Raw genomic sequence first — 22,885 nt, forward strand, 5'->3', positions numbered from 1 at the left:
ATTCGGTCCGCCGCGACAGACGCGGCGGCACTTCAACGGCCTAGAGGAGCTCTAGCCATGCAGAACGATCCCGGCGGCTTTGCCGCGTTTCTCGCCAATCCGATTCTCGACACGGATTCGTACAAGGCTTCCCACTTCCTGCAATATCCGCCGGATGCATCGGCGATGTTCTCGTACGTCGAATCGCGCGGCGGCCGTTACGACCGCACGCTGTTCTTCGGCCTGCAGATGCTGCTGAAGCAGCACCTGTGCAAGCCGGTCACGCACGCGATGATCGACGAGGCGCGCGATTTCTTCACGGTGCACGGCGAGCCGTTCAACGAAGCAGGATGGCGCCATATCGTCGAGCACTACGACGGCTACCTGCCGGTGAGGATCCGCGCGGTGCCGGAGGGTTCGATCGTGCCGGTGCACAACGTGCTGATGACGGTCGAATGCGACGATCCGCAGGTGTTCTGGCTCGCGTCGTATCTCGAGACGATGCTGTTGCGCATCTGGTATCCGGTGACGGTGGCGACTCGCAGCTGGCACCTGCGGCAGACGATTCGCCGTTTTCTCGACAAGACCGACGACGATCTCGCGCAACTGCCGTTCAAGCTGCACGACTTCGGCGCGCGCGGCGTGTCGAGCGCGGAATCGGCCGCGATCGGCGGCGCCGCGCACCTCGTGAGTTTCATGGGCTCGGACACGGTGCTCGGCGTGCTGGCCGCGAACCGCTTCTATCGCGAGCCGATGGCCGCCTACTCGGTGCCGGCGGCCGAGCACGGCACGATCACGTCGTGGGGGCGCGACGGCGAGGCCGATGCGTACCGCAACATGATTCGCCGCTTCGGTGTGCCGGGCGCGATCGTGTCGGTCGTGTCGGACTCCTACGATCTGTTCGCCGCGCTCGATCTGTGGGGCGGCGAGCTTCGGCAGGCGGTGATCGATTCGGGTGCGACGCTCGTCGTGCGCCCCGATTCCGGCGACCCGGTGACGATCGTGCTGCAAACGGTGCGCGCGCTCGACGCGTCGTTCGGCTCGACCGTGAACGGCAAGGGGCGGCGCGTGCTGAACCGCGTGCGCGTGATCCAGGGCGACGGGGTCGACGAACAGTCGATCGAAGCGATCCTCGTCGCGCTCGACGAGGCGGGCTACGCGGCCGGCAACGTCGTATTCGGCATGGGCGGTGCGTTGTTGCAGCGCGTGAACCGCGATACGCAGCGCTTCGCGATGAAATGTTCGGCGATCCGGCGCGGCGAAGTGTGGCACGGCGTCCGCAAGGATCCGGTCACCGATCAGGGCAAGCGTTCGAAGCAGGGACGGCTCACGCTGCTGCGCAATCGCCGCACCGGCGAGTATCGGACGGTGACGCTGCCGGTTGCGTGGGACGACCGTGCGCTGGAAGGCGAATGGGACGAGGCGCTCGAGACGGTGTTCGATACGGGGCGTTTGCTCGTCGATACGTCGTTCGCCGAGATCAGGGCGAGGGCGCACGCGGGAGAAGTGTGACGCGGGCGGCGCGGCGTCTCGCCACGGTGCGGCCGGCTCGCGTCACTTGCCGGTCAGCATCCGGCTGCCGGCATCCGCCGGCGTGCCGCCGCGCTCCGCCCCACGCACCGCCTCCATCGCCCGCGCAAGCGCGTCGAATACCACGGGCCCCTTGCAGCGCGACACGTTGAAGCGCATGTACGACGTCGCGCTGCGCGACGCGCTGAACACGTCGCCGGGAGCGAGCACCACGTCGTGGTCCAGCGCGTGGCGTGCGACGCGTGCGGCGTCGAGCCCGTCGGGCAATTGCGCCCACACGAACAACCCGCCGCGCGGCTCGGTCCAGATCGCGAGCCCGGCCCGCGTGAGGCGCCGGACCGTTTCGCCCGTTGCATCCGCGAGGCGCGCGCGCAGGCTGTCGAGATGGCGCCGGTACGTGCCGTCGATCAGCAGCCGGTGCACGAGGTTCGCGCCGATCTGCGCATTGCCGAACGACGTCGCGAGCTTCAGGTCGACGAGTGCGTCGATCCATTCCGGGCGCGCGGCGACATAGCCGCAGCGGATCGCGGCCGACAGCGTCTTCGAGAAGCTGCCGATCGACACGACGCGCGACAGCCCGTCGAACGCCGCGAGGCGCGGCGCGGGCGTGCTCTCGAAATCCGCGAAGATGTCGTCCTCGACGATCAGCAGCCCGTGCTCGGCCGCGAGCGTCAGCAGCCGGTGCGCGACGGGCGGCGCGAGCGTCGCGCCGGTCGGGTTGTGCAGCGCGGCGTTGGTGATGTACAGGCGCGGCCGGTGCTCGGCGAGCACCTGTTCGAAGCGCACGAGATCGGGGCCGTTCGGCGTGAACGGCACGCTGACGATTCGTGCACGGTGCGCGCGCAGCAGCGCCTGGAAGTTGAAGTAGCACGGGTCGTCGAGCACGACCGTATCGCCGGGCTCGAGCAGCAGGCGGCACACGAGGTCGAGCGCGTGCGTGCCGCCGTCGGTCAGCATGATCTGCGCGGGTTCCGCGTGGACGCCATGCTGCGCGAGCCGCCATGCGAGCTGCTGGCGCAGCGCGGGCAGGCCGAGCGGCGTCGCGTAGTCGGTCAGCGCGTCGGCTTCGTCGCGCGACACGGCGCGCAGCGCGCGACGCAGGCTTTCGTCGGGCAGCCACGACGACGGCAACCATCCGCAGCCGGGCTTCACCGACGTCGGCGCCGCTTCGAGCGACTGGCGCGACAGCCACAGCGGATCGAGTTCGCGATCGAGGCGCGGGCCGAGTTCGGCGAGTGCGAGCGGCGGCGCGTGGCCCGACACGTAGAAGCCCGAGCCGCGCCGTGCGACGAGCACGCCTTCGCTCGCGAGCCGCTCGTACGCATCGACGACGGTCGATTTCGACACGCCGAGCGCGTCGGCCATCATCCGGATCGACGGCACACGCGCGCCGGGCATCAATGCGCGGCTCGCGATCCGTGCGCGCAGGGTGTCCATGACGGTTTCCACGCGCGTGCGCGACGGCGCGGGCGGAGCGGGAATCGGGGCGGAATGGCGCATGGCGAACGATGAACTGTACGGCCGGTTGTCCAGTACAGTTTGTCTGAATTGTATTGGGCTGTAGCTTACGCCGTTTTCGCCGGCGGCGGATCATCGGTCATCCACTCTCCATTCAGGATCGACCGTGCAAAAGACGACCGACGGATGGCTCAGCGGCTTGCTGGGCGTGATCATCTTCAGTGGCTCGCTGCCCGCGACGCGGGTCGCGGTGCAGGGGCTCGACCCGCTGTTCCTCACGTTCGCCCGTGCGACGATCGCCGGCGTGCTCGGCCTGTTGCTGCTCGTCGTGCTGAAGCAGAAGCGGCCGTCGCGCGCCGAGGCCGCGTCGCTGGCCGTCGTCGCGCTCGGTGTCGTGGTCGGTTTCCCGTTGCTGACGGCGCTCGCACTGAAGCACGTGACGTCGGCGCATGCGATCGTGTTCGTCGGGCTGCTGCCGCTCGCGACCGCGCTGTTCGGCGTATGGCGCGGTGGCGAACGGCCGCGGCTGCCGTTCTGGATCTTCTCGATCGTCGGCAGCGGCGCGGTGGCCGCGTTCGCGCTGCGCAACGGCGGGCAGGCGTCGGTGGTCGGCGATGCGCTGATGCTGGCCGCGATCGTCGCGTGCGGGCTCGGCTATGCGGAAGGCGCGCGCCTGTCGCGCCAGCTCGGCGGCTGGCAGGTGATCTCGTGGGCGCTGGTGTTGTCGCTGCCGCTGATGCTGCCGCTCACGTGGTTCACGTGGCCCGCGACGTTCGACGGCGTCGATGCCGCCGCGCTGTGGGGGCTCGCGTACGTGTCGCTGTTCAGCATGCTGATCGGCTTCGTGTTCTGGTATCGCGGGCTCGCGCTCGGCGGGATCGCGGGCGTCGGGCAGTTGCAACTGCTGCAGCCGTTCTTCGGCTTCCTGCTCGCGGCCGGACTGCTGCACGAGACGGTGCCGCCGTCGATGGTCGTCGTGACGGTGGTGGTGGTCGGCTGCGTGGCGGGCGCGAAGTATTTCTCGAAGATGGCGCCCGTGCAGCGTGCGGGGTGATGCAGGCGCAGCGGCGTGCCGCGCATCGGGCCGCCGTCGCCCGCCGTGGAGCGGGCGCCGATGCGCCGGATCGCGACGTGCGCTCGACGACGGGACCCCAGGGCAAAACGGCCAGGCTGCCGATAGCGGCAAGCCCGGCCGTTGGCGTTCGTCACGCCGAGCGGGTTACTCGAACGTCTCCAGCGCGAGCAATTCGCCGATCGTCTGCCGGCGACGGATCAGTCGCGGCGTGCCGCGATCGACGAGCACTTCCGGCGCGAGCGGCCGGCTGTTGTAGTTCGACGACATCGACGCGCCGTACGCGCCCGCGTCGTGCAGGAACAGCAGATCGCCGATCCGCGGCTGCGCGAGCTTGCGGTTCGTGACCACGCCGCCAGCATCCTGCGTGAACACGTCGCCCGATTCGCACAGCGGCCCCGCGATCGCGAGGTCGACGAGCGGCCGGCCGGCGGGCAGCGCGCCATCGTGCGCGTGCACCGACACCGCGTGATAGCTGCCGTACATCGACGGGCGCATCAGGTCGTTGAAACCGGCGTCGATCAGCACGAAATCGTGCTTCGGCCGGCGGTTGACGGCTTGCACTTCGGTGACGAGCGTGCCGGCTTCGGCGACGAGAAACCGGCCCGGTTCGATCTCGATGCGCACCGGGTGGCCGAGATGCCGTTCGATCCGCTTGCGCGCGGCGTCCCACTGGCTGAAGTAGTGACCGACGTCGACGCGCGGCTCGCCGTCGCGATACGGGATCGACAGGCCGCCGCCGGCCGAGATCGCGTCGATGTCGTGGCCGAGCGACGTGACGAGATCGACCATCGCGTCGCACACCTGCGACAGGTGCCCGTAGTCGACGCCCGAGCCGATGTGCATGTGGATGCCGACCAGCTTCAGCCCGTACTGGCGCACGATCTCGATCGCGCGCGGTACGTCGTCGATCCAGATGCCGTGCTTGCTCTGCGGGCCGCCGGTGTTGGTCTTGTTGCTGTGGCCGTGGCCGAACCCGGGGTTGACGCGCAGCCACACGCGGTGGCCGGGCGCGTGCTCGCCGACGCGCGCGAGCATGTCGAGAGAACCGGCGTTCACAGTCACGCCGTGCTCGAGCACCGCCGCGAGCGTCGGACGGTCGATCAGGTCGGCCGTGAACACGACGCCTTCCGGCTCGCCGGCGGGACTGAACCCCGCCGCGAGGCTGCGCTCGATCTCGCCGAGCGATACGGCGTCGACGCACGCGCCTTCCTCGCGCATCAGCTTCAGGATATGGATGTTCGAGTTCGCCTTCTGCGCATAGCGGATCACGTCGAACTGGCGCAGTTGGGCGATGCGGTCGCGGATGACGTCGGCGTCGTACACCCACAGCGGGGTGCCGTATTGCTGCGCGAGCGTCGCGAGCTGGCGGGAATCGAGGGACATGGCGGATGAACCGGATCGAATGAACGGATAGCGGGATGATGCGCCTGATTGGCTATACAGTAAAATGCCTGGATATCGATACTCAATTCATTTTTGATATACAAATTCATGCTGACGCATCGTCATATCGAGGTTTTTCGGGCGCTGATGGTCACCGGCAGCACGACGCGCGCGGCCGAGATGCTCTACACGTCGCAGCCGACGATCAGCCGCGAGCTGGCGCGGATGGAGCAGGTCGTCGGCTTCGCGCTGTTCGAGCGTACGCACGGCCGGCTGCGGCCGACGATGGCCGCGCTCACGCTGTTCGACGACGTGCGGCTCGCCTATGTGGGGCTCGAGCGCGTCGCGGCGACGGCCGCGCGCCTGCGCGAGTTTCGCGACGGGCAACTGTCGGTGATCGCGCTGCCGGCGTTCTCGCACGCGATCCTGCCCGGTGCGTGCCGGCGCTTTCACGACGCGCATGCGGGCGTCAGCGTGTCGGTCGCGACGCAGGAGTCGCCGGTGCTCGAGGAGTGGCTCACGGCCCAGCGATACGACCTCGGGCTGACCGAGCACGACGTCGCGCCGGCCGGCACCGTGCTCACGCCGCTGCTCGAAGTCGACGAGGTGTGCGTGCTGCCCGACGGCCATCCGCTGCTCGCGCAGGACGCGATCGACCTGCTGGATCTCGCCGACCGTCCGTTCGTGAGCCTGTCGCTGAACGATCCGTATCGCATCCTGATCGACGAGGCATTCGCGCAACTCGGCGTCGCGCCGCGCTCGGTGGTCGACACGCCGTCGGCCGTGTCGGTGTGTGCGTTCGTGCGGCAAGGGCTCGGGGCCGCGATCGTCAACCCGCTCACGGCGCTCGATTTCGTCGGCCGCGACCTGCATGTGCGGCCGCTCACGCGATCGTTTCCCTACCGGGTCAGCGTGATCGTGCCCGAACACCGGCCGAAGAACCTGCTCGTCGACGCGTTCGCCGATGCGTTGCGCGGCGAAGCGAAGGCGATCCGCCGCCGGCTCGCCGCCCATCTCGGCTAGCGGCGCCGCCGTATGATGGGCGTTTCGCCGCCCATGCCCGCGTTTTCCGGAATCCCGCCATGACCGACGCATCGTCTTTCCTCGAACAACCGACCCTCGCAGGCGAACGCGTCGTCCTGCGCCCGCTCGACGCATCCGATCGGCAGGCGCTGCTGGACGCCGCGGCCGACGGCGAGTTGTGGAACCTGAAGGTCACGGTCGTGCCCGGCGCGCAGACGGTCGACGCCTACATCGACACGGCGTTGCAGGGGCGGGCGGCCGGCACCGTGATGCCGTTCGTGATCGTCGATCGCGCATCGGGCCGCGCGATCGGCAGCACGCGCTTCTGGAAGATCGACCGCAAGAATCGCAAGCTCGAGATCGGCCATACGTGGCTGAGCGAATCGGCGCAGCGCACGCGCGCGAATACGGAAGCGAAGTGGTTGCTGCTGACCTATGCGTTCGACACGCTGCACTGCGTGCGCGTGCAGTTCACGACGGACGAGCTGAACGAGCGATCGCGCGCGGCGATCCTGCGGCTCGGGGCAAAACAGGAAGGCATCGTGCGTCACGAACGGATCATGCCGGATGGCCGCAAGCGCAACTCGGTGCGCTTCAGCATCATCGACGACGAATGGCCGGAGGTGCGCGCACGGCTCGAGGCGAAGCTGGCGACGTCCCGCGCGACGCGGGACGCTTGATGTTGGACGCGCGTCGCGCCGCCGGCAGGGAAGGCGGCAGCGCGACGGCGGGGGAAACGGTGCGCCGCGCACGAGGCGCGGCGCTGCATCGATGAATTACTGCGCCGATGCGAGGTGATGACGCTGCGCGAGCTTCTGCGCGTCCGCGTAGTGCGCCTGCAGGATCGGCAACGCCTGGCGGGCGACTTCCTTCAGCTTGGTGTCGCGGCCCGATGCGATTTCGGCCTGGAATGCCGAGATCGCCTTCTGCTGGCCGGCGAGCGCGACCTGTTCGATGTACGCCTTGTCGAACTCGGCGCCGCGCAGGCTCTTGATGCTGTTCAGCACGGCCGTGTCCGGATCGTTGGCCGGCACGTCGACGCCGCGCGGGCTCGCCGCGCGCATCGCCTGGATGATCTTCGCGTCGTCGGTCGACACGCGTTGCGCGAACGCCTTGACCTGGCTGTCCGACGTGCGCGAATCGGCGATGCGCGCGGCGTCGTGCTGGGTCGACACGGTCTTCGTGCCGTCCGTGATGAAGGCCTGGTCGGCTTCGTGGATGCGCGTCGCGGTGGCAGCCGGCGCGGCGGACGCGGCGGGTGCCGGTTGCGCGGTTTGCGCGGTCGCCGTCACGGCGACGAAAAGCAGGCCAGCGGCAGACAACGCAAGGCGCGAAATGGGGGGAAAGCGGTTCATGGGACCTCCTTTCGATCGGGGCTCTGGTTGAAAAACGGATCGCGTGATCCGTCGCTGTGCGAGAGACCGGGCGCGCCCGGGCCGGATTCGACCGCCGCTCTGCCGCGGCGGCGTTCGAAGTGTTTTCCGGCCCGACTGATTCTAGGAGAGCGGTCGGGTAGCAGGTGCAACCGTGCTGTGGTTTGTGTAACGGTTGGTAAGACGAATCGATGAGCATGCGCGCGGGCCGGTATTGCGTACCGGACGCGCATGCGGCGACGGCAATTTTTGCGCGCGCGTGGCGCATGCAATGCATGAGATGCACGTGCGTGCCATCTGCATTTCATCGGCGTGATGCCGTCGCGGCAGATTGCCGTGGCGGTGCCGGGCGAGTGGGCGGTGTGAGTGCGCGACGTGCGCGAAAGCGTTACACGCGATCGAGCAGCGCATTGAGGCGCGGCAGCAACGGCGTCGCGCAATGCGCCTGCAATGCGTCGGGCGCCGTGTAGCCCCACGCGACGCCCTGGAACGCGATACGCGCGCGTCGTGCCGCGTCGGCGTCGCGGATTTCGTCGCCGACGTACAGCACTTCGTCGGCGCGCACGCCGGCCTCGCGAACGAGCGCGCGCAGGCGGCGCGCCTTGCCGAACAGCGGAATGCCGCACGCGAAATGGTCGACGCGTGCGCCGGCGCGCGGGCCGAGCCGGTCACGCACGATCTCTTCCGTATTCGACGTGGCGATCGCGATGCGGATGCCGCGCGCGGCGAGCGCATCGAACGTTTCGTCGACACCGGGAAAGAGCCGCACGTTTGCGACGCGCGGCCGCATCAGGCGGCGCATGTCGATCGTCACGCGTGGCACTTTCCACATCGGCACGTCGAGCGCGCGGATGATGTCGCGCGCCGACATCCCGCGCAGCGCCGGGCGCAGCTCGGGCGTGGCGTCGCGAAAACCGTGCAGGCGCGCTGCGTCCGATAGCGCGGCGAGAAAACTGTCGAGCGAATCGGCGAGCGTGCCGTCGAAGTCGAAGGCGATGAGGCGGTAGGTCATGAACCAGCGTCGCGGGTGGATCGGGCGGACGTTATTGTCGCCGAATCGAGGGGGCGTGCGGCGGATGCGAGCACTGCGGCGGCGAGCCGGAACATGCCGCGCGACGGGATGGCGGGTGGCCGGGACGGTGCGTGCGGTTTCCGCGCGCATCGATACGCGGTGCTGTTCGTAGTGGTAGCGGCAGGACACGAGGCCGACGCGCATCCGTTCGCCCGCAGCGGCCCGGCCGTGCCCTTGTCCCGCACCCCGCGGCGCGGTATCGTCGATGCTCCGCTTTCCGCCCCTCGAACCGGAGAACAGACGTGCCCGCTGCCACCCCCGCCATGCTGAGATTTTCCACCGACAAGCGCGAACTCGACATCGACGCGATCTTCGATTTCCTGCATCGCGACGCGTACTGGTCGCAGGGCATTCCGCGCGACGTGGTGGAGCGGGCGATCGAGGGCTCGCTGTGCTTCGGCGCGTATGTCGGCGACCGGCTCGTCGGGTTCGCGCGGCTCGTCACCGATCATGCGACGTTCGCGTACCTGTGCGACGTGTTCGTACTGCCGGCCGAACGCGGCAACGGCTACGGCCGCGCACTGATCGACCATATATTCGCGCAGGAGTGGGTGCAGCGGCTGCGCCGCATCATGCTCGTGACGACCGACGCACACGAACTGTACCGGCCGGTCGGTTTCGGTCCGCCCGCGAACCCCGAGCGGCTGATGGAGATCCGCCGCCCCGACATCTACACGAAACGCTGACGCGCGGCGCAGCGCATACAATACGCGCTTTCCGTTTTTGCCCAGAGAAGCACACCATGACCGAACAGGAAGCCGAACAGCTCGCGACGCACCGCCACTACAAGGGCGGTCTGTACCGCTACATCGGCGTTGCCCGCCATTCCGAAACCGAGGAATCGGTGGTCGTCTACGAGCACCTGTGGCCGCATGCGCGCGGGCTGTGGGTGCGGCCGGAAGCGATGTTCAACGGCACGCTCGAAGACGGCACGCCGCGCTTTCGCAAGCTGCGCGACTGATCCGCGGCTCGCGGCGCATGCGCCGCCCGCGCGGGCGCGCTGCGCGAACGCATGCGCGAGCCGGTATGCGCTACGCGCCGGCCAGCGCGTTCACCAGTTCCGGCGGTGCATGCCTCACCGTCACCTGCGGCGTGCCGTGCCACGCCGCGAGTTTCTTCACGGCCTTCGCAACGTCGGCCGCGAGCCCGGTGCCGAAGCGCACGCCCGGCTCGACATGCACGGCCTTCAATTCGAACGTGCCGAGCGTGCGATGCGCTTTCGCATCGACGCGGCCCACCAGCCGGCCGCGATGCAGCACGGGCAGGCAGAAATAGCCGTAGCGTCGCTTGTGCGCGGGCGTATAGCACTCGATCGTGTAATCGAAACCGAACAGCGTCGACGCGCGCCGGCGATCCCACACGACCGGATCGAACGGCGACAGCAGCGTCGTGACCGTCGAGCGCAGCGTGTCGGCCGCGGCGGCCGGCAGCAACGCATCGAGTGAACGGTGTACGTAGGTCGGCTCCTTCCAGTCGTCGACCTGCACCGGAATCAGGTCGCCCGCCTCCGCGAGCCGCTCCAGCTCCGCGCGGTACGACCGGCGCGGCAGCCGATAGTAGTCGGCCACCCAGTCCGCGCGCACGACGCCGAGCGCGCGGCACGTGTAGTCGAGCAGCGTGGGCAGCACGGCCTCGCGCGGCGGCAGGTCGCGCGTATCGTCCCAGCCGGGCAGCACGCGTTCGCGCACGTCGTACACACGCTGGAAATTGCGGCGTTCCGACACCATCAGGTCGCCCGTCGTGAACAACACTTCCAGGTGACGCTTTTCGGGCTTGCGATCCCACCAGCCGTTGCCCTTCACGCCGTCCTCGCGTGCGAAATCGGCCGACCGCACCGGGCCTTCTTCGCGAATCCGCGCAAGCAGGCGCTCGATCTCGGGACGATTCTGCTCGTGCCATTCGGCCGCATATTTCCAGCCCATCCCGGACGGATCGAGCATCTTGTAGCGCATCAGCCCGAACTGCTCGATCGGCAGGAAACACGCTTCGTGCGACCAGTATTCGAACAGGCGCGCCTCGGCGAGATGTTCGTCGAGCCAGTGCGGCGAGAAATCGCCGAGACGGCTGAACAGCACGAGATACGGGCTGCGCGCGATGACGTGGATGGTGTCGATCTGCAACTGCGCCATCCGGCGGATCGTGTCGAGCACATCGGACTTGGTCGCCTTGCGGCGGGGTGGCGTGAGCAGGCCCTGTGCGGCGAGATGCAGCGCGCGGGCGGCGGGGGACGAAAGCGTGAGCATCGGCAGGACGGTCGAGGGTGGCGATCGGGAACCACTTTAGCGCGAAAGCGGCGCGCGCGTGCGACGCGCGGCCGCCACGCGTCTGACAATGGTTGACAGATGCGTGGCGCAAGTTTCCCTATAGTGCAGTTCATGGCGCGACGACAAGTGCGCGCAACGATTCCGCTTCCGACGCACATATGTCCATGGCACGCAGGAAGCGAATCCGGGATTCTCAACCCCCATCGGGAACCCCGGAGCCCTGAGCGGACATCCATGCGGCTGTGCACCGGCCCCGTGTGGATGTCCGCTGATTTTTTTTTGTTTTTCCGGTCTTTCGGCCGTCGCCGTGTCGGCTGCTTACTGCCGCTTGCCGCGCGCGACTTCATCGCCGGCGCCGGGCGGCAGCCGCCGCGTGATCGGAATCGACGCGAACGAGCACAGCCCGACCACGAGGAACGCGGGCCAGAAATCCGACCACACCATCGCCTGATGGCCCTGGAGCCAGTGCGACACGTGCAGCACGAGGCCGGCCACCGTCACGCCGAGGCCGAGCGACATCTGCTGCACGACGCTGCCGAGGCTCGTCGCGCGGCCCGCGTCGCGCGGCGAGATGTCCGCGTAGATCATCGAATTCAGGCTCGTGAACTGCAGCGCGGGGAAGATGCCGCCGACGAGCACGATCAGCCAGATCGCCCAGGTCGCCATGCCGGGATGGAACACCCCGTACGCGGCGATCGCGAGGCCCGCGAATGCCGCGTTGTAGATCAGCACCGTACGAAAGCCGAAGCGGCGCAGCGTATGCGTGGCCGTCGAGCGGCTGACCGCGCCGCCGAGCGCGGACGCGCACGTGATGAGCCCCGAGTGGAACGCGCTCATGCCGAGCCCTTCCTGCAGCGCGAGCGGCAGCAGGAACGGCACCGCGCCGAGGCCGATGCGGAACAGCGATCCGCCGACGACGCTCGCGTGGTACGTCGGGATCTTCAGGAAACTGAGGTCGAGCACCGGGCGCTCCTTGCGGCGCGCGTACGGCACGTACAACGCGAGCATCGCGGCGCCGGCCGCGCACATGAGGAGCGCGTTCGAGCGCGACGTGAGCGCACCGTCGATCAGCGTGAGGCCCATCAGCAGCAGCGCGGCGCCGCTGGCCGACAGCAGGAAGCCGAACCAGTCGAGCGGGCCCGGATCGGGCTCGTGCGTGTTCGCGATGTGCTTGCTCGCGAGATAGATCCCGTAGATGCCGATCGGCACGTTGATGAAGAAGATCATCCGCCAGTGCAGGTAGGTCGTGATGAAGCCGCCGACGAGCGGCCCGACCGTGGGCCCGAACAGCGCGGGAATCGCGAGGTAGTTCATCGCGCGCACGAGATCGGCGCGCGGCACCGCGCGGAAGATGATGATGCGGCCGACCGGGACCATCATCGCGCCGCCGACGCCTTGTATGAAGCGCGCGAACGTGAGCACGCCGAGGGAGTTGGATGCCGCGCACATCAGCGAGCCGACGACGAAGATGCCGATCGCGGTGCGGAACACGGCGCGCGCGCTGAAGCGGTCGGCGAGCCAGCCGCAGATCGGGATGAACACGCCGAGGCCGACCACGTAGGCCGTGATCGCGATGTTCAATGTGACGGGGTTGTGCCCGAAGTCCCTCGCCATCGCGGGCAGTGCGGTGACGATGATGTTCGCGTCGACGCTTTCCATGAACAACGCACAGGCAACGATGAGCGGTGCTAGAAAGACGGGCGACATGGGCTGGGCGCGCGGTAAAGGCGTCATTATGCCCACAATGTGACCGATGCGTCACCTGCGACAACAGTTGTTCCGCATGTTGCAACAGTCGTCCTTTTGCGCGGATGGCGCGCACAGGACGACTGCGAACCTGCGGTCGACCGGCTGCCTGTGCATGCCGCATCGACGTGGATGACGAGCGGCGCGGCGTTGCCGCAGGAGGGCGAGCATGACCCATGGCGAGCGGAGCGGAAGCCGGCTCGCTCATGTCGGTTTCTTTTGACGGGGCGGCAGTGCGTTCCTAAAATGTGAGCGATCGCTCATATTGTAAATTCGACTTCCCGCCATGTCCGAATCGTCGTCGCGCATTCCGCTTTCGCCGCGCAAGGCGCCGCGCCAGCGTCGCTCGGTGGCCACCGTCGATGCGATCGTCGAGGCTGCCGCTCGCGTTCTGGAGCGCGACGGCTTCGACGGTTACACGACGAATGCAGTGGCCGCGCTGGCCGGCGTGAGCATCGGCTCGCTCTATCAGTACTTTCCGAACCGCGATGCGCTGACGGCCGCGCTCGTCGAGCGCGAGAGCGCGCATCTGCTCGACGACGTCGACCGGGCGGCCGCGCTGTCGTCCTGCGACGATGTGCTGCGTACGCTGGTGCGCGGCGCCGTCGCGCACCAGATGCGCCGGCCGGCGCTCGCGCGGCTGATCGATTTCGAGGAGGCGCGGCTGCCGCTCGGGGCGCGCACCGCGCGCGTCGCGGACCGCATCCACGCGACCTTGCTGCATGCGCTCGCGCTGCGCGATGCGCCGCGCGTCGCCGCGCCCGACGCGGTCGCGCACGATCTGCTCGCGATCGTGAAGGGCATCGTCGACGCGGCGGGCGCGCGCGGCGAGACCGATGGGCAGGCGCTCGAAGCACGTGCGTGGCGGGCGGTACGCGGTTATCTCCGGGAGTCGCGCGAACCGAAACTTGCTTGACATGCATGTTTTGTGCGACAGTCGGAGCCACTCGCAGCACAAGATGACGCGTATCGATCGAAGGCCATCGAGACGAACGCGCGCGCGAACGAGACCTCGTGCCGATCCACTCAACACCGAAAGGAGGGGACACGCCATGACGTCACGTCGTGCCGCACCGCTTGCATCTCGCTTCTCGTCGCGCCAGTCACCGCCCGCGCCGCGTTTGCGCTGGGCCGCCGCACTGGCCATCGCGTATCTCGCCGTCGCCGGCTGCGCCGCACAGGCCGACAATGCGCACCAGGCCGCCGCGCAAGCGGCCAGCCAGGCCGCGATGCCGGCCACCACCGCAGCCGCGCCCGCGTCGGGCACGCTGCTGCCGCCGCCGAGCCAGCTTTACGGTGACCTGTTCGTCGCGGTGCAGACCGCGCAGCTCTATCCCGACCAGAAAACCTTCGTCGACGCCACGCCCGACACCGATCCCGCGACGATCGTGCAGTTGTATCAGCAACAGAAATCGCAGCCGGGCTTCTCGCTGAAGACGTTCGTCGACCAGCATTTCACGCCGCCCCCGACAGGCGGCGTGACGCCGCCGCCGAACCAGACGCTGCGCGAGCACATCGACTGGCTGTGGCCGCAGCTCACGCGCACGAGCGTCACGGTGCCCCAGTACGGTTCGCTGATCGCGATGCCGAAGCCGTACGTCGTGCCGGGCGGCCGCTTCCGCGAAGGCTACTACTGGGATACCTATTTCACGATGCTCGGGCTGCAGGTGTCGGGGCGCGAGGATCTCGTCGACGACATGCTCGACAACTTCGCGTACCTGATCGATACGGTCGGGCACATCCCGAACGGCAATCGCACGTACTACGCGAGCCGCTCGCAGCCGCCGTTCTTCGCGTACATGGTCACGCTCGCCGCGCAGGTCGAGGGCGACAAGGTCTACCAGAAATACCTGCCGGCATTGCGCAAGGAGCACGCGTACTGGATGCAGGGCGAAACCACGACGCCGCGCGGGCAGGCCGCGCGCCACGTGGTCGCGATGCCCGACGGCGCCGTGCTGAACCGCTACTGGGATGCGAGCGACACGCCGCGCGACGAGTCGTATCTCGAGGACGTGACGACCGCGAAGTCGGTGCCGTCCCGGCCGGCGAACGAGGTGTACCGCGACCTGCGCGCGGGCGCCGAAAGCGGCTGGGATTACAGCTCGCGCTGGTTCGGCGACGGCAAGACGCTCGCGACGATCCGCACGACGTCGATCGTGCCGGTCGACCTGAACAGCCTGATGTTCCATCTCGAGACGACGATCGTGAAGGGCTGCGCGATCACGCGCGACATCGCGTGCGTGGCCGATTTCTCGGCGCGGGCCGGACGGCGCGCGGCCGCGATCAATCACTACCTGTGGAACCGTCGCGGCTATTACGGTGACTACGACTGGCAGTTGCGCAAGCCGCGCGACGGCGTGACGGCGGCCGCGCTGTATCCGCTGTTCGCGGGCGTCGCGTGGCCGGAGCGCGCGAAGGCGACCGCGCGCGAAGTGCGCAAGACGCTGCTGCAACCGGGCGGCCTCGTGACGACGACCGAGAACACGGGCCAGCAGTGGGATGCGCCGAACGGGTGGGCGCCGCTGCAGTGGATCGCGATCGACGGGCTGCGCCGTTACGGCGAACCGGCGCTCGCGAAGGACATCGGCACGCGTTTCCTGTCCGACGTGAAGCACGTGTACGCGACCGAAGGCAAGCTCGTCGAGAAGTACGTGGTCGAGGGCACCGGCACGGGCGGCGGCGGGGGCGGCGAATATCCGTTGCAGGACGGCTTCGGCTGGACCAACGGCGTCACGCTGAAACTGCTGGGGCTGTACGGCGAGTAATGCACGGCGCGGGCCGCGTGCTCGCATTGCAACCGAACGCACGGGCCGGACCGTCGCGCAAGCGGCCGTCCGGCCCGCGTTTTATGCGGCGCGCGTCAGAACGTGATCGTCGTGCGCACGCCGACCACCGTCTCGTCGCCGATGCGCGCGCCGGCCGCGTTCGGGTTCGGGATGCCGCCGCCCGGGCGGAAGAAGTGCTGCAGGTCGGCCTGCACCTGCCACCACGGCGCGACCTGGTACTGGTAGGTCGCTTCGATGACGGTTTCCGCGCGGCGCACCGGATAGCCGGGCGTCGTGTACACGCCGGTATCGCCGTCGAGGCCGCGCGCATGCGAGCCGATCTTCGCGTAGCCGATCGCGATGCCGGCGACGTCGTTGTCGCGTCCGGCGAACGGCGCCTTCAGCGTCACGCCGGCGTTGGCCGCGAAATCGACGACGTTGCGGTCGCCCGGCGAACCCATCACGCGCGCGAACACGCCGACCGAGCGCGGGCTGTCGGCGGACGGCCGCCACACCATCTGGTCCGCGACCGCATAGAACCCGTAGTTGCCGCGATGCGTGGCGGGCGTGCCGTTGCTCGCCGGATCGGCGAGCGACAGCCCGTCGGTGCCGTAGCGCGGATCGTCCGCGTGCTGCGAGTGATACCAGAAGCCGAGCTTGTACGTACCGGGCAGGCCGGCCGGCTGCGGGGCCTTCGGGTCGGCAGGCGGCGCGTTCAGCGCGTACTGCACCTCGCCGATCACGAATGCGCCGCTGCGCAGGTTGAAGTTGGTGCCGTGCGCGTTCAGCACCTGCGCGTCGCCGTCGCTGCGGCCGGCCGGGTTGCCGTCGAACACGCCGACCATCGCGGTCCACGCGTCGGCCGGCTTCACGCGCAGCCGCACGCCGAGCGACGACAGCGGATACGCGGGGCCGCCGGACGGCAGGTCGGTGGACGGCAGCACGGGCCAGCCGAACGTCGCGTTCATGAACGTCGCCGCGTTCTGGCTCACCATGAATTCCTGGTCGACGCTCTGCTGGCCGACTTTCACGTCGACCTTGCCGTCGAGCAGCGACTGCTGGTACCAGAGCTCCCACAGGCGCGTGGTCGAATTGGCCTCGATGCCGGTCGCGGTCTGCAGCGTCTGCAGGTAGCGCTGCGTGAGGTTGGTGCCGTGGATCTGCAGCGCCGACACGTTGAACGTGCCGCCCGGCAGGCCGACCGCCTTGCCGGTGTCGACGTTGAAGCCGAATTGCGTGAGCCCCTGGTATGCGCCGCCGCGGCCCGTGCCGCCGGACGTGTTGTACAGGTACTCGCTGGTCTCCTGCAGGCTCAGCGTGACGCCGTGCTCGTCGAGCACGTCACGCAGGCCGCCCATGTTGCCGAGCAGGTTCGAACGCTCCCACAAGCCGGTGGGCGCGGGCGGGGCAGCATCGGCGGCCTGTTGTTGCGCAGGGGCGGCGGCATCGCTCGCACCGGCGGCCGGTTCGGCAGCGGCGGGAGACGATGCCTGCGCGAATGCGGAGGCGGCCGCGAGCGACAGCAGCAGCGTGGCGAGCGCATCGACGCGAAGCTTGCGCGGGACGGACTGGAGCGGGTTCTTCATGTGATTTCCGTTGGCAGTTTGATTGGTTAAGCCGAAGAAACGAGAACGTCATGCGGGGCACATGGCGAGACGGCCCGCACGGAGAAGGGCTTACGGCAGCCAGCCGCCGACGCGCCACACCTGCGCGAAGCCGACGCGTGGCGCGAACGAGCACAGCAGCGCGGCGAGCGCGATCGCGGCCGCCGTCGCGGCAAGGAGCACGCAATCGAGCAGGCGGGGCGCCGCCGGCAGGTGGGCGAGCGCGAAGCCGCGCCAGTTGCTGAATGCATGGGCGAGCGGCGAAAGACCGGAAACGAACGAGCGGTCGCACGCGACGTGCACGATGCGCTTGAGTCTGGCTGCGAACGATGGAAAGAACATGACGTTGCCTCCGTCCCGTCCGGCGGACGCCGGACGACGTGATCGAGCGCGGGTGCGTGACGCGGCCTGCGATCGGAGGGTGGAACATAACGGAAGCGTGCGACTGACGAACCGGCGATGGCCGGCCCGGGAGGAGGCGCGCTAACCCGACGAATGCGAGCTAGCGGCGAAAGACATGCGTCTGGCAGCTATCTCGCGATGGCTTGGCCGGCCTGGACCGGCATCGAACTGCAACTGGAGCATGTGTCCACGGAGGGACTCCCTTGATGAATTGGGGCGGATTGTAGTCGCGACTTTTGCTGCGGCGCAAGTAAAAAACGCACGAAAGATGCGCTGCGTGGCATGTGCGTCGCAGCGGAGCGGGGCCGTCACGTGGCCGCCCGGCAACGGCGGAAAGGGTGCGCGCGCGGGCGCCGCGCCGTTGCTCGCACGCATCGGCCGGGGTCGCCTCATGACGGCGCTGAAAGGTTTCGGAACGTTATTTCAAGGGCAAATCTTTCAGTCCCGCCGGGCGGAAAATTTATTTCGAAAAATGCGGTTTCGAGGGGTTGACTTCACTTTCGGGGCGTCCATAGAATCCGCCATCTTCACTCTTGGGGCCGCCGCCTTGGACGCCTGCAGTAGTCGATCTTCGAACGAAATTTCCGCCTGAGCGACCGACGTCCGCGCCTCATCGAAGCCGCCGTTTGTCTCCCGGGCAAACGGTGCGCGCAGCAGTTATCCGCAGCAACTCCCTACGTGCACCCTGATTCGCGCCGGTTAGCGTGATGCGTTTTCGCATGCGTTGCCCGGTTTCACCGCCGCCTGGCAGGCGGCCGCGTTCGCGCATCCGTTCTCCGGGCGTGCGAATGCCGGCCCGCACGCCGGCCGGCGGTCAACCGTGTTCCCCGGAACACCGCACAGGAGCCGCCATGAACGACAGTGACAGTTGTCCCTTATGCCCGTTGCATACGCAGACCCTTTTGAACCCGGGTCGCGGGGACAATCCGGCCGACTAGCCTGACACGTCGTTCAGGCTCCGGACTGGCCCCGCGCCCACCACGCGGCCGGCACGCCTGCCGTCGCCGCACGGAGCCAGACCATGAACTTCGGCCTTCTGCTGTCGAACTTTCCGCACGTCACGGAATCGCGCCACCACTACGACGCGATGCTGACGCTCGACGCCCGTCCGCGGGTGTTCTCCCGCCTGCTGAATCAGCTGAAATCGTTGATCCACTGAGAAGACACGCCGAGCGCGCCTCGGCATGCGCACGCGCGGCTGCCTGCGGGCAAGCGCCGCGTGCGCATGCCAAGGTCACACGCTCATCGAATCGAATCACGCTTAGCCGTACGGAACACATCATGTCCACGCCCTCCAACGTTTCTCCACCGATCGCCGTCGAGCGCAGCGCCGTGCTCGACGAAGCCCACCTGGGCGACATCCGCGGTGCGCTCGGCACGATCTCGCACCACGACACCGGCGCGCGCGGCAGCTGGTGGGCGCGCCTGCGCACGCTGCTCGCGATCATCGGCCCCGGCCTGATCGTGATGGTCGGCGACAACGACGCCGGCGCATTCGGCACCTATACGCAGGCCGGCCAGAACTACGGCACGACGCTGCTGTGGACGCTGTTGCTGCTCGTGCCCGTGCTGTACGTGAACCAGGAAATGGTGCTGCGCCTCGGCGCGGTCACGGGCGTCGGCCATGCACGCCTGATCTTCGAACGCTTCGGCAAGTTCTGGGGCGCGTTCAGCGTGATCGACCTGTTCCTGCTCAACGCGCTGACCATCGTCACCGAGTTCATCGGTATCACGTTCGTGCTGGATTTCTTCGGATTGCCGAAGGTGGCCGGCGTGTGCGTGGCCGCCGCGCTGACGATGGCCGCGGTGAGTACCGGCGATTTCCGGCGCTTCGAGCGGTTCGCGATCGGGCTGTGCGTGCTGAGCCTGCTGCTCGTGCCGGTGCTCGTGTCGATCCATCCGCCCGTCGCGCAGATGACGCGCGATTTCTTCGTGCCGAACTGGCCCGCGCACGCGAAGCTGTCCGACGTGATGCTGCTCGTGATCGGCATCGTCGGCACGACGGTCGCACCGTGGCAGTTGTTCTTCCAGCAGAGCTACGTGATCGACAAGCGCATCACGCCCCGCTTCATGAAGTATGAAAAGGCCGACCTGTGGATCGGCATCGCGTTCGTGCTGGTCGGCGCGGTCGCGATGATCGGCTTCAGCTCGGCGTTGTTCGGCGGCCATCCGGAAGCCGGCAACTTCACCGACGCGGGCGGTGTCATCGCCGGCCTCGAGAAGTATGCGGGCCGCACGAGCGCGACGCTGTTCGCGGTCGCGCTGCTCGACGCGTGCATCATCGGCGCGGCGGCCGTGTCGCTGTCGACCGCGTACGCGATCGGCGACGTGTTCAAGATCCGTCACTCGCTGCACCGCGGCGTGACCGACGCGAAGGGCTTCTATCTCGTCTATTTCGGCATCGTCGCGGCCGCGGCCACGCTCGTGCTGATTCCCGGCAGCCCGCTCGGCCTGTTGACCGAAGCCGTGCAGACGCTCGCCGGCGTGCTGCTGCCGAGCGCGACGGTGTTCCTGCTCGTGCTGTGCAACGACCGCCAGGTGCTGGGGCCCTGGGTCAATTCGACGAAGCTCAACGTGTTCACGGGCGCGGTGATCTGGGTGCTCGTGCTGCTGTCGATCATCCTGACCGCGTCGGTGATGTATCCGGATATCAGCGGCGAGGCGATCGTCGACGTGCTGGTGGGCGGCACCGTGCTCGCGATCGTCGGCTATCTGGCGACGGTATTGATCCGTCGCAACAAGCGCGTCGTCGAGCCGGGCATCGATCGCTCGCTGCGCGACACGTGGCGCATGCCGCCGCTCGACACGCTCGCGCCGCAGAACATGACGCTCGCGACGCGGATCTGGATGGCCGTGCTGCGCGGCTATCTGGTGATCGCGGTCGGCCTCGTGATCGTGAAGGTCGTGCAGATGACGCTGCTGAAGTAACGGCGCGCGCCTGCCGGAAGCGGCGCTCGCGCCGCAACCCGCACATGCCGGCCCGCGAGGCCGGCATGTGCGTTGACGCGGTCGTTCGCACGTAACGGCGCCGTGCCGCCGCCGTCAGATCAGCTCGAGCTTCGACGTCAGGTACGTGAGCTGAATCCGGTTCGCGACGCCGAAGCGCTTGCGCAGCTTGCGCAGGTGATAGTCGACGTTGTGCGCGCTGGTGTCGAGACGCCGGCCGATTTCCTTGTCGGACGCGCCTTCGGCGATGCCGAGCAGCAGTTCCTGCTCGAACGGCGTGAGCCCGTTGACCGCGCGTTCGCGCGACGTCGAGATCAGTTGCGGCGACGCGAACTTGTGTACCGACAGCCCGATCGACAGCGCCTGCTCGATCGTCGCCGGCGTGATCCATTCGCGCGTACGGCGCGGCGCGGTGAAGCTCATGAACGCGTGCAGCCGCGTGCCGGGCACGGCCATCGAATACATGATGCCGCTGCACATCCCGTCGTCCTGCATCGTCTGCAGGAAGCCGTCGAGCGCGGCCGGGCTCACGGGCGGCACGTCGTCGCGCTCGCGGTGTTCGCGGCGCAATTGCTGCAGGTCCCACACGATCGGCATGTTGCACACGCGCGCGCCGAGCGTGCGCGGATCGACGTCGTGATGGTTGTGCCGCACGTAGTCGCCGCGATAGGTGGGCGGCGTGAACGCTTCGTGCAGGTAGAGGCTTTCGACGCGCTCGCGTGCGAATTCGAGTGCGAAGTAGGCGAACGTCGAGAAGCCCGTCAGGTGCAGCAGGCTCGTGACGATCCGGTTGCGCTCGGCCGTGCTCTGCGCGTGCGCGAGCGTATCGGCGACGCCGAGCTTCGGTGCGTGCGGCTGCGCGACGTCGCCGCGTTTCACGTCGTCGCACCAGACGACCTGCACGGGGCGCTCGCGCAGCGCGTCCGCGCAGGTGTTCAATCCGCGCGACGCGCGCGGCAAGGTGGTTGGGGCGACCGCTTCTTCATGCAATGCAATATCGGACATGAGCCATCCCTCGGAATCGACGCGCATCGCCTGGCGGCGGCCGTATCGTGTACGGCATTCGCGGCGGTGCGACCGAGCATCGTTGTGATATGCGCCGATCGTCATCCCTGACGAAACGCGGGGGCATTGTACAAAAATGCCGGTGTGTGGGTAATATGCCGTAATACTAATGGCGGCGAAAGGTTCATGTTCGCGCGCATATAACGACGACCAGAAAATCGTAAAGAAAAGACCAGATCGTGACGGGGCGCAGTTTCACATATTGGGAAAGGGCGGGCTCCTCATGACATATGCTGACGGCGCACCACGCGTCGAATGGTTCTCACAAGCCGATATAGCGGCCGCGGCCGCTTATTCGAACGAATATCACGCAATCGAGCGTGACGTTTTTACCGGTATTCAAATGGCGCCCGGTAAAACCGACCTCGCGTCATTCGATTTCGCGCAATGCCATGCGCGATTGCGGCAAATCGGATTCAGTACGCTCGGTTACGGCGCCTACGAAATGATCGGGCGGCGCATCCTGCGCGCGCATCTGCTGCGCGATCTCGCGCCGGCGACGTTCATGCAGCCGTTCATCGAAGGGATGCTGTACGAAAGCGACCCGCGCTTCGCGCAGGTACGGCAGAGCGGCTTCCCGGTCGCGTGGCGGCTCGACGAGATCGAGGCGGCCGCGCACGGCAGCGGCGACCGCAAGGTGCTGGCGCTCGCCGGCCATCTGCGCGCGCATGCGATGAACAGCGGCGTGATCTTCAGCCTGTCGGCGCCGCGCCTCGACCTGCGCGTCGCGGTGAACCTGACGTCGGAAACGCACGGCACCGACTGGATCGACGATCGCGTGATCGGCGGCGCGCTGTCGGTCAGTCTTGCCGTGCATCGCGTCGCGCTGCCGTTCCTCGAGGCGCGTGTCGCGCGCATGCGCGGCTTCGCGCTCGGCGACGAGCAGCAGCAGGTGCTCGACCGGCTCGTGCACGGACTGTCCGACCAGGAGATCGCGAGCGCGCTGCGCACGTCGCTGCACAAGGTCGGGCACCACATCCGCTCGCTCGAAAAGCTCTTCAACGTGCAGAACCGCGCGCAGCTCGCGTACCTCGCCGCACGGCGGCTGCCGTCCTGATCCGACGCCTGCTGCAGGCGCGCGCCGGCGGCCCGGCGCGCGATGGAAGCGGTTCCGGCGATGCGTGCCCAAGCGGGCCGCCGGGTTTCGTAGTCCGATTCGATCGTCTGAGGAAAACGCGCTTTCACGCTACGAGGCGCGCT

Annotated in this window: 20 protein-coding genes; 11 read left to right on the forward strand and 9 right to left on the reverse strand. The window is 68.0% G+C overall.

The features are described 5' to 3' along the window. Positions 1–57 precede the first annotated feature (57 nt). A complete protein-coding gene (locus tag HWX62_RS18680; RefSeq protein ID WP_175931757.1) occupies positions 58–1,491 on the forward strand; it encodes a nicotinate phosphoribosyltransferase in 1,434 nt (477 codons plus the stop codon). A gap of 42 nt (positions 1,492–1,533) precedes the next feature. Here the strand turns inward: HWX62_RS18680 and HWX62_RS18685 are convergent, their stop codons facing one another. After that, positions 1,534–3,009: a PLP-dependent aminotransferase family protein gene (locus HWX62_RS18685; RefSeq protein ID WP_175931758.1), complete on the reverse strand. Its 1,476-nt coding sequence runs from the start codon at positions 3,007–3,009 to the stop codon at positions 1,534–1,536. A gap of 124 nt (positions 3,010–3,133) precedes the next feature. Between HWX62_RS18685 and HWX62_RS18690 the strand changes: the two genes are divergently transcribed. After that, positions 3,134–4,021, forward strand: coding sequence for a DMT family transporter (locus tag HWX62_RS18690; RefSeq protein WP_175931759.1), 888 nt, complete (start codon positions 3,134–3,136; stop codon positions 4,019–4,021). 165 nt (positions 4,022–4,186) lie between these two features. On the opposite strand, the gene lysA is transcribed toward HWX62_RS18690, so the two are convergent. Next, positions 4,187–5,425 (reverse strand): diaminopimelate decarboxylase, encoded by a 1,239-nt coding sequence (lysA, locus tag HWX62_RS18695; RefSeq protein ID WP_175931760.1) that lies wholly within the window; start codon positions 5,423–5,425, stop codon positions 4,187–4,189. A 108-nt stretch (positions 5,426–5,533) separates the two neighbouring features. On the opposite strand from lysA, the gene HWX62_RS18700 reads away from it, so the two are divergent. Further along, on the forward strand, positions 5,534–6,448 hold the full coding sequence (locus tag HWX62_RS18700; protein WP_175931761.1) for a LysR family transcriptional regulator: 915 nt from the start codon (positions 5,534–5,536) through the stop codon (positions 6,446–6,448). 59 nt (positions 6,449–6,507) lie between these two features. After that, positions 6,508–7,128, forward strand: coding sequence for a GNAT family protein (locus HWX62_RS18705; protein WP_175931762.1), 621 nt, complete (start codon positions 6,508–6,510; stop codon positions 7,126–7,128). Between the two features lie 96 nt (positions 7,129–7,224). Here HWX62_RS18705 and HWX62_RS18710 read toward each other — a convergent pair whose 3' ends face one another. Both HWX62_RS18710 and HWX62_RS18715 read right to left on the reverse strand, forming a co-directional pair. Continuing rightward, complete coding sequence (locus tag HWX62_RS18710) at positions 7,225–7,803, reverse strand: DUF4142 domain-containing protein (RefSeq protein ID WP_175931763.1); 579 nt, start codon at positions 7,801–7,803, stop codon at positions 7,225–7,227. Positions 7,804–8,209: 406 nt separating this feature from the next. Beyond that, entirely contained in the window at positions 8,210–8,833 is a 624-nt protein-coding gene (locus HWX62_RS18715; protein ID WP_175931764.1) for an HAD hydrolase-like protein, read from the reverse strand. Positions 8,834–9,135: 302 nt separating this feature from the next. Between HWX62_RS18715 and HWX62_RS18720 the strand changes: the two genes are divergently transcribed. Together HWX62_RS18720 and HWX62_RS18725 are read left to right on the forward strand one after the other, a co-directional pair. Beyond that, complete coding sequence (locus tag HWX62_RS18720; protein WP_175931765.1) at positions 9,136–9,579, forward strand: GNAT family N-acetyltransferase; 444 nt, start codon at positions 9,136–9,138, stop codon at positions 9,577–9,579. 56 nt (positions 9,580–9,635) lie between these two features. Beyond that, positions 9,636–9,854, forward strand: a complete 219-nt coding sequence (locus HWX62_RS18725; protein ID WP_175931766.1) for a DUF1653 domain-containing protein — start codon at positions 9,636–9,638, stop codon at positions 9,852–9,854. Positions 9,855–9,924: 70 nt separating this feature from the next. On the opposite strand, the gene HWX62_RS18730 is transcribed toward HWX62_RS18725, so the two are convergent. Then, positions 9,925–11,136, reverse strand: coding sequence for a crosslink repair DNA glycosylase YcaQ family protein (locus tag HWX62_RS18730; RefSeq protein ID WP_175931767.1), 1,212 nt, complete (start codon positions 11,134–11,136; stop codon positions 9,925–9,927). A gap of 339 nt (positions 11,137–11,475) precedes the next feature. Further along, entirely contained in the window at positions 11,476–12,864 is a 1,389-nt protein-coding gene (locus HWX62_RS18735; RefSeq protein WP_175931768.1) for an MFS transporter, read from the reverse strand. A 325-nt stretch (positions 12,865–13,189) separates the two neighbouring features. On the opposite strand from HWX62_RS18735, the gene HWX62_RS18740 reads away from it, so the two are divergent. Both HWX62_RS18740 and treA read left to right on the forward strand, forming a co-directional pair. Next, entirely contained in the window at positions 13,190–13,819 is a 630-nt protein-coding gene (locus HWX62_RS18740) for a TetR/AcrR family transcriptional regulator (protein ID WP_175931769.1), read from the forward strand. 136 nt (positions 13,820–13,955) lie between these two features. Beyond that, entirely contained in the window at positions 13,956–15,668 is a 1,713-nt protein-coding gene (gene treA / locus HWX62_RS18745; RefSeq protein WP_175931770.1) for an alpha,alpha-trehalase TreA, read from the forward strand. 95 nt (positions 15,669–15,763) lie between these two features. Here treA and HWX62_RS18750 read toward each other — a convergent pair whose 3' ends face one another. Together HWX62_RS18750 and HWX62_RS18755 are read right to left on the reverse strand one after the other, a co-directional pair. After that, positions 15,764–17,254, reverse strand: coding sequence for a carbohydrate porin (locus tag HWX62_RS18750; RefSeq protein WP_175931771.1), 1,491 nt, complete (start codon positions 17,252–17,254; stop codon positions 15,764–15,766). A 90-nt stretch (positions 17,255–17,344) separates the two neighbouring features. Then, entirely contained in the window at positions 17,345–17,614 is a 270-nt protein-coding gene (locus HWX62_RS18755) for a hypothetical protein (RefSeq protein WP_175931772.1), read from the reverse strand. A gap of 1,081 nt (positions 17,615–18,695) precedes the next feature. Between HWX62_RS18755 and HWX62_RS18760 the strand changes: the two genes are divergently transcribed. Both HWX62_RS18760 and HWX62_RS18765 read left to right on the forward strand, forming a co-directional pair. After that, positions 18,696–18,833, forward strand: coding sequence for a hypothetical protein (locus tag HWX62_RS18760; protein WP_175931773.1), 138 nt, complete (start codon positions 18,696–18,698; stop codon positions 18,831–18,833). 122 nt (positions 18,834–18,955) lie between these two features. Further along, entirely contained in the window at positions 18,956–20,602 is a 1,647-nt protein-coding gene (locus HWX62_RS18765; RefSeq protein WP_175931774.1) for an Nramp family divalent metal transporter, read from the forward strand. Positions 20,603–20,716: 114 nt separating this feature from the next. Here the strand turns inward: HWX62_RS18765 and HWX62_RS18770 are convergent, their stop codons facing one another. Continuing rightward, on the reverse strand, positions 20,717–21,625 hold the full coding sequence (locus HWX62_RS18770; protein WP_175931775.1) for a LuxR family transcriptional regulator: 909 nt from the start codon (positions 21,623–21,625) through the stop codon (positions 20,717–20,719). A 283-nt stretch (positions 21,626–21,908) separates the two neighbouring features. On the opposite strand from HWX62_RS18770, the gene HWX62_RS18775 reads away from it, so the two are divergent. Further along, positions 21,909–22,742, forward strand: coding sequence for an autoinducer binding domain-containing protein (locus tag HWX62_RS18775; RefSeq protein WP_175931776.1), 834 nt, complete (start codon positions 21,909–21,911; stop codon positions 22,740–22,742). The last annotated feature ends 143 nt before the right edge of the window (positions 22,743–22,885 follow it).

Origin of the sequence: Burkholderia sp. BCC0506, assembly GCF_902833145.1 — a bacterium.
GTDB lineage: Bacteria > Pseudomonadota > Gammaproteobacteria > Burkholderiales > Burkholderiaceae > Burkholderia.

Coding starts and splice junctions, on each gene's coding strand:
- HWX62_RS18730 (WP_175931767.1), bottom strand. CDS start 11,136: ATGCTCACGCTTTCGTCCCCCGCCGCCCGCGCGCTGCATCTCGCCGCA.
- HWX62_RS18735 (WP_175931768.1), bottom strand. CDS start 12,864: ATGTCGCCCGTCTTTCTAGCACCGCTCATCGTTGCCTGTGCGTTGTTC.
- HWX62_RS18770 (WP_175931775.1), bottom strand. CDS start 21,625: ATGTCCGATATTGCATTGCATGAAGAAGCGGTCGCCCCAACCACCTTG.
- HWX62_RS18710 (WP_175931763.1), bottom strand. CDS start 7,803: ATGAACCGCTTTCCCCCCATTTCGCGCCTTGCGTTGTCTGCCGCTGGC.
- HWX62_RS18715 (WP_175931764.1), bottom strand. CDS start 8,833: ATGACCTACCGCCTCATCGCCTTCGACTTCGACGGCACGCTCGCCGAT.
- HWX62_RS18680 (WP_175931757.1), top strand. CDS start 58: ATGCAGAACGATCCCGGCGGCTTTGCCGCGTTTCTCGCCAATCCGATT.
- HWX62_RS18775 (WP_175931776.1), top strand. CDS start 21,909: ATGACATATGCTGACGGCGCACCACGCGTCGAATGGTTCTCACAAGCC.
- HWX62_RS18705 (WP_175931762.1), top strand. CDS start 6,508: ATGACCGACGCATCGTCTTTCCTCGAACAACCGACCCTCGCAGGCGAA.
- HWX62_RS18765 (WP_175931774.1), top strand. CDS start 18,956: ATGTCCACGCCCTCCAACGTTTCTCCACCGATCGCCGTCGAGCGCAGC.
- HWX62_RS18685 (WP_175931758.1), bottom strand. CDS start 3,009: ATGCGCCATTCCGCCCCGATTCCCGCTCCGCCCGCGCCGTCGCGCACG.
- treA (WP_175931770.1), top strand. CDS start 13,956: ATGACGTCACGTCGTGCCGCACCGCTTGCATCTCGCTTCTCGTCGCGC.
- lysA (WP_175931760.1), bottom strand. CDS start 5,425: ATGTCCCTCGATTCCCGCCAGCTCGCGACGCTCGCGCAGCAATACGGC.
- HWX62_RS18740 (WP_175931769.1), top strand. CDS start 13,190: ATGTCCGAATCGTCGTCGCGCATTCCGCTTTCGCCGCGCAAGGCGCCG.
- HWX62_RS18725 (WP_175931766.1), top strand. CDS start 9,636: ATGACCGAACAGGAAGCCGAACAGCTCGCGACGCACCGCCACTACAAG.
- HWX62_RS18750 (WP_175931771.1), bottom strand. CDS start 17,254: ATGAAGAACCCGCTCCAGTCCGTCCCGCGCAAGCTTCGCGTCGATGCG.
- HWX62_RS18760 (WP_175931773.1), top strand. CDS start 18,696: ATGAACTTCGGCCTTCTGCTGTCGAACTTTCCGCACGTCACGGAATCG.
- HWX62_RS18755 (WP_175931772.1), bottom strand. CDS start 17,614: ATGTTCTTTCCATCGTTCGCAGCCAGACTCAAGCGCATCGTGCACGTC.
- HWX62_RS18700 (WP_175931761.1), top strand. CDS start 5,534: ATGCTGACGCATCGTCATATCGAGGTTTTTCGGGCGCTGATGGTCACC.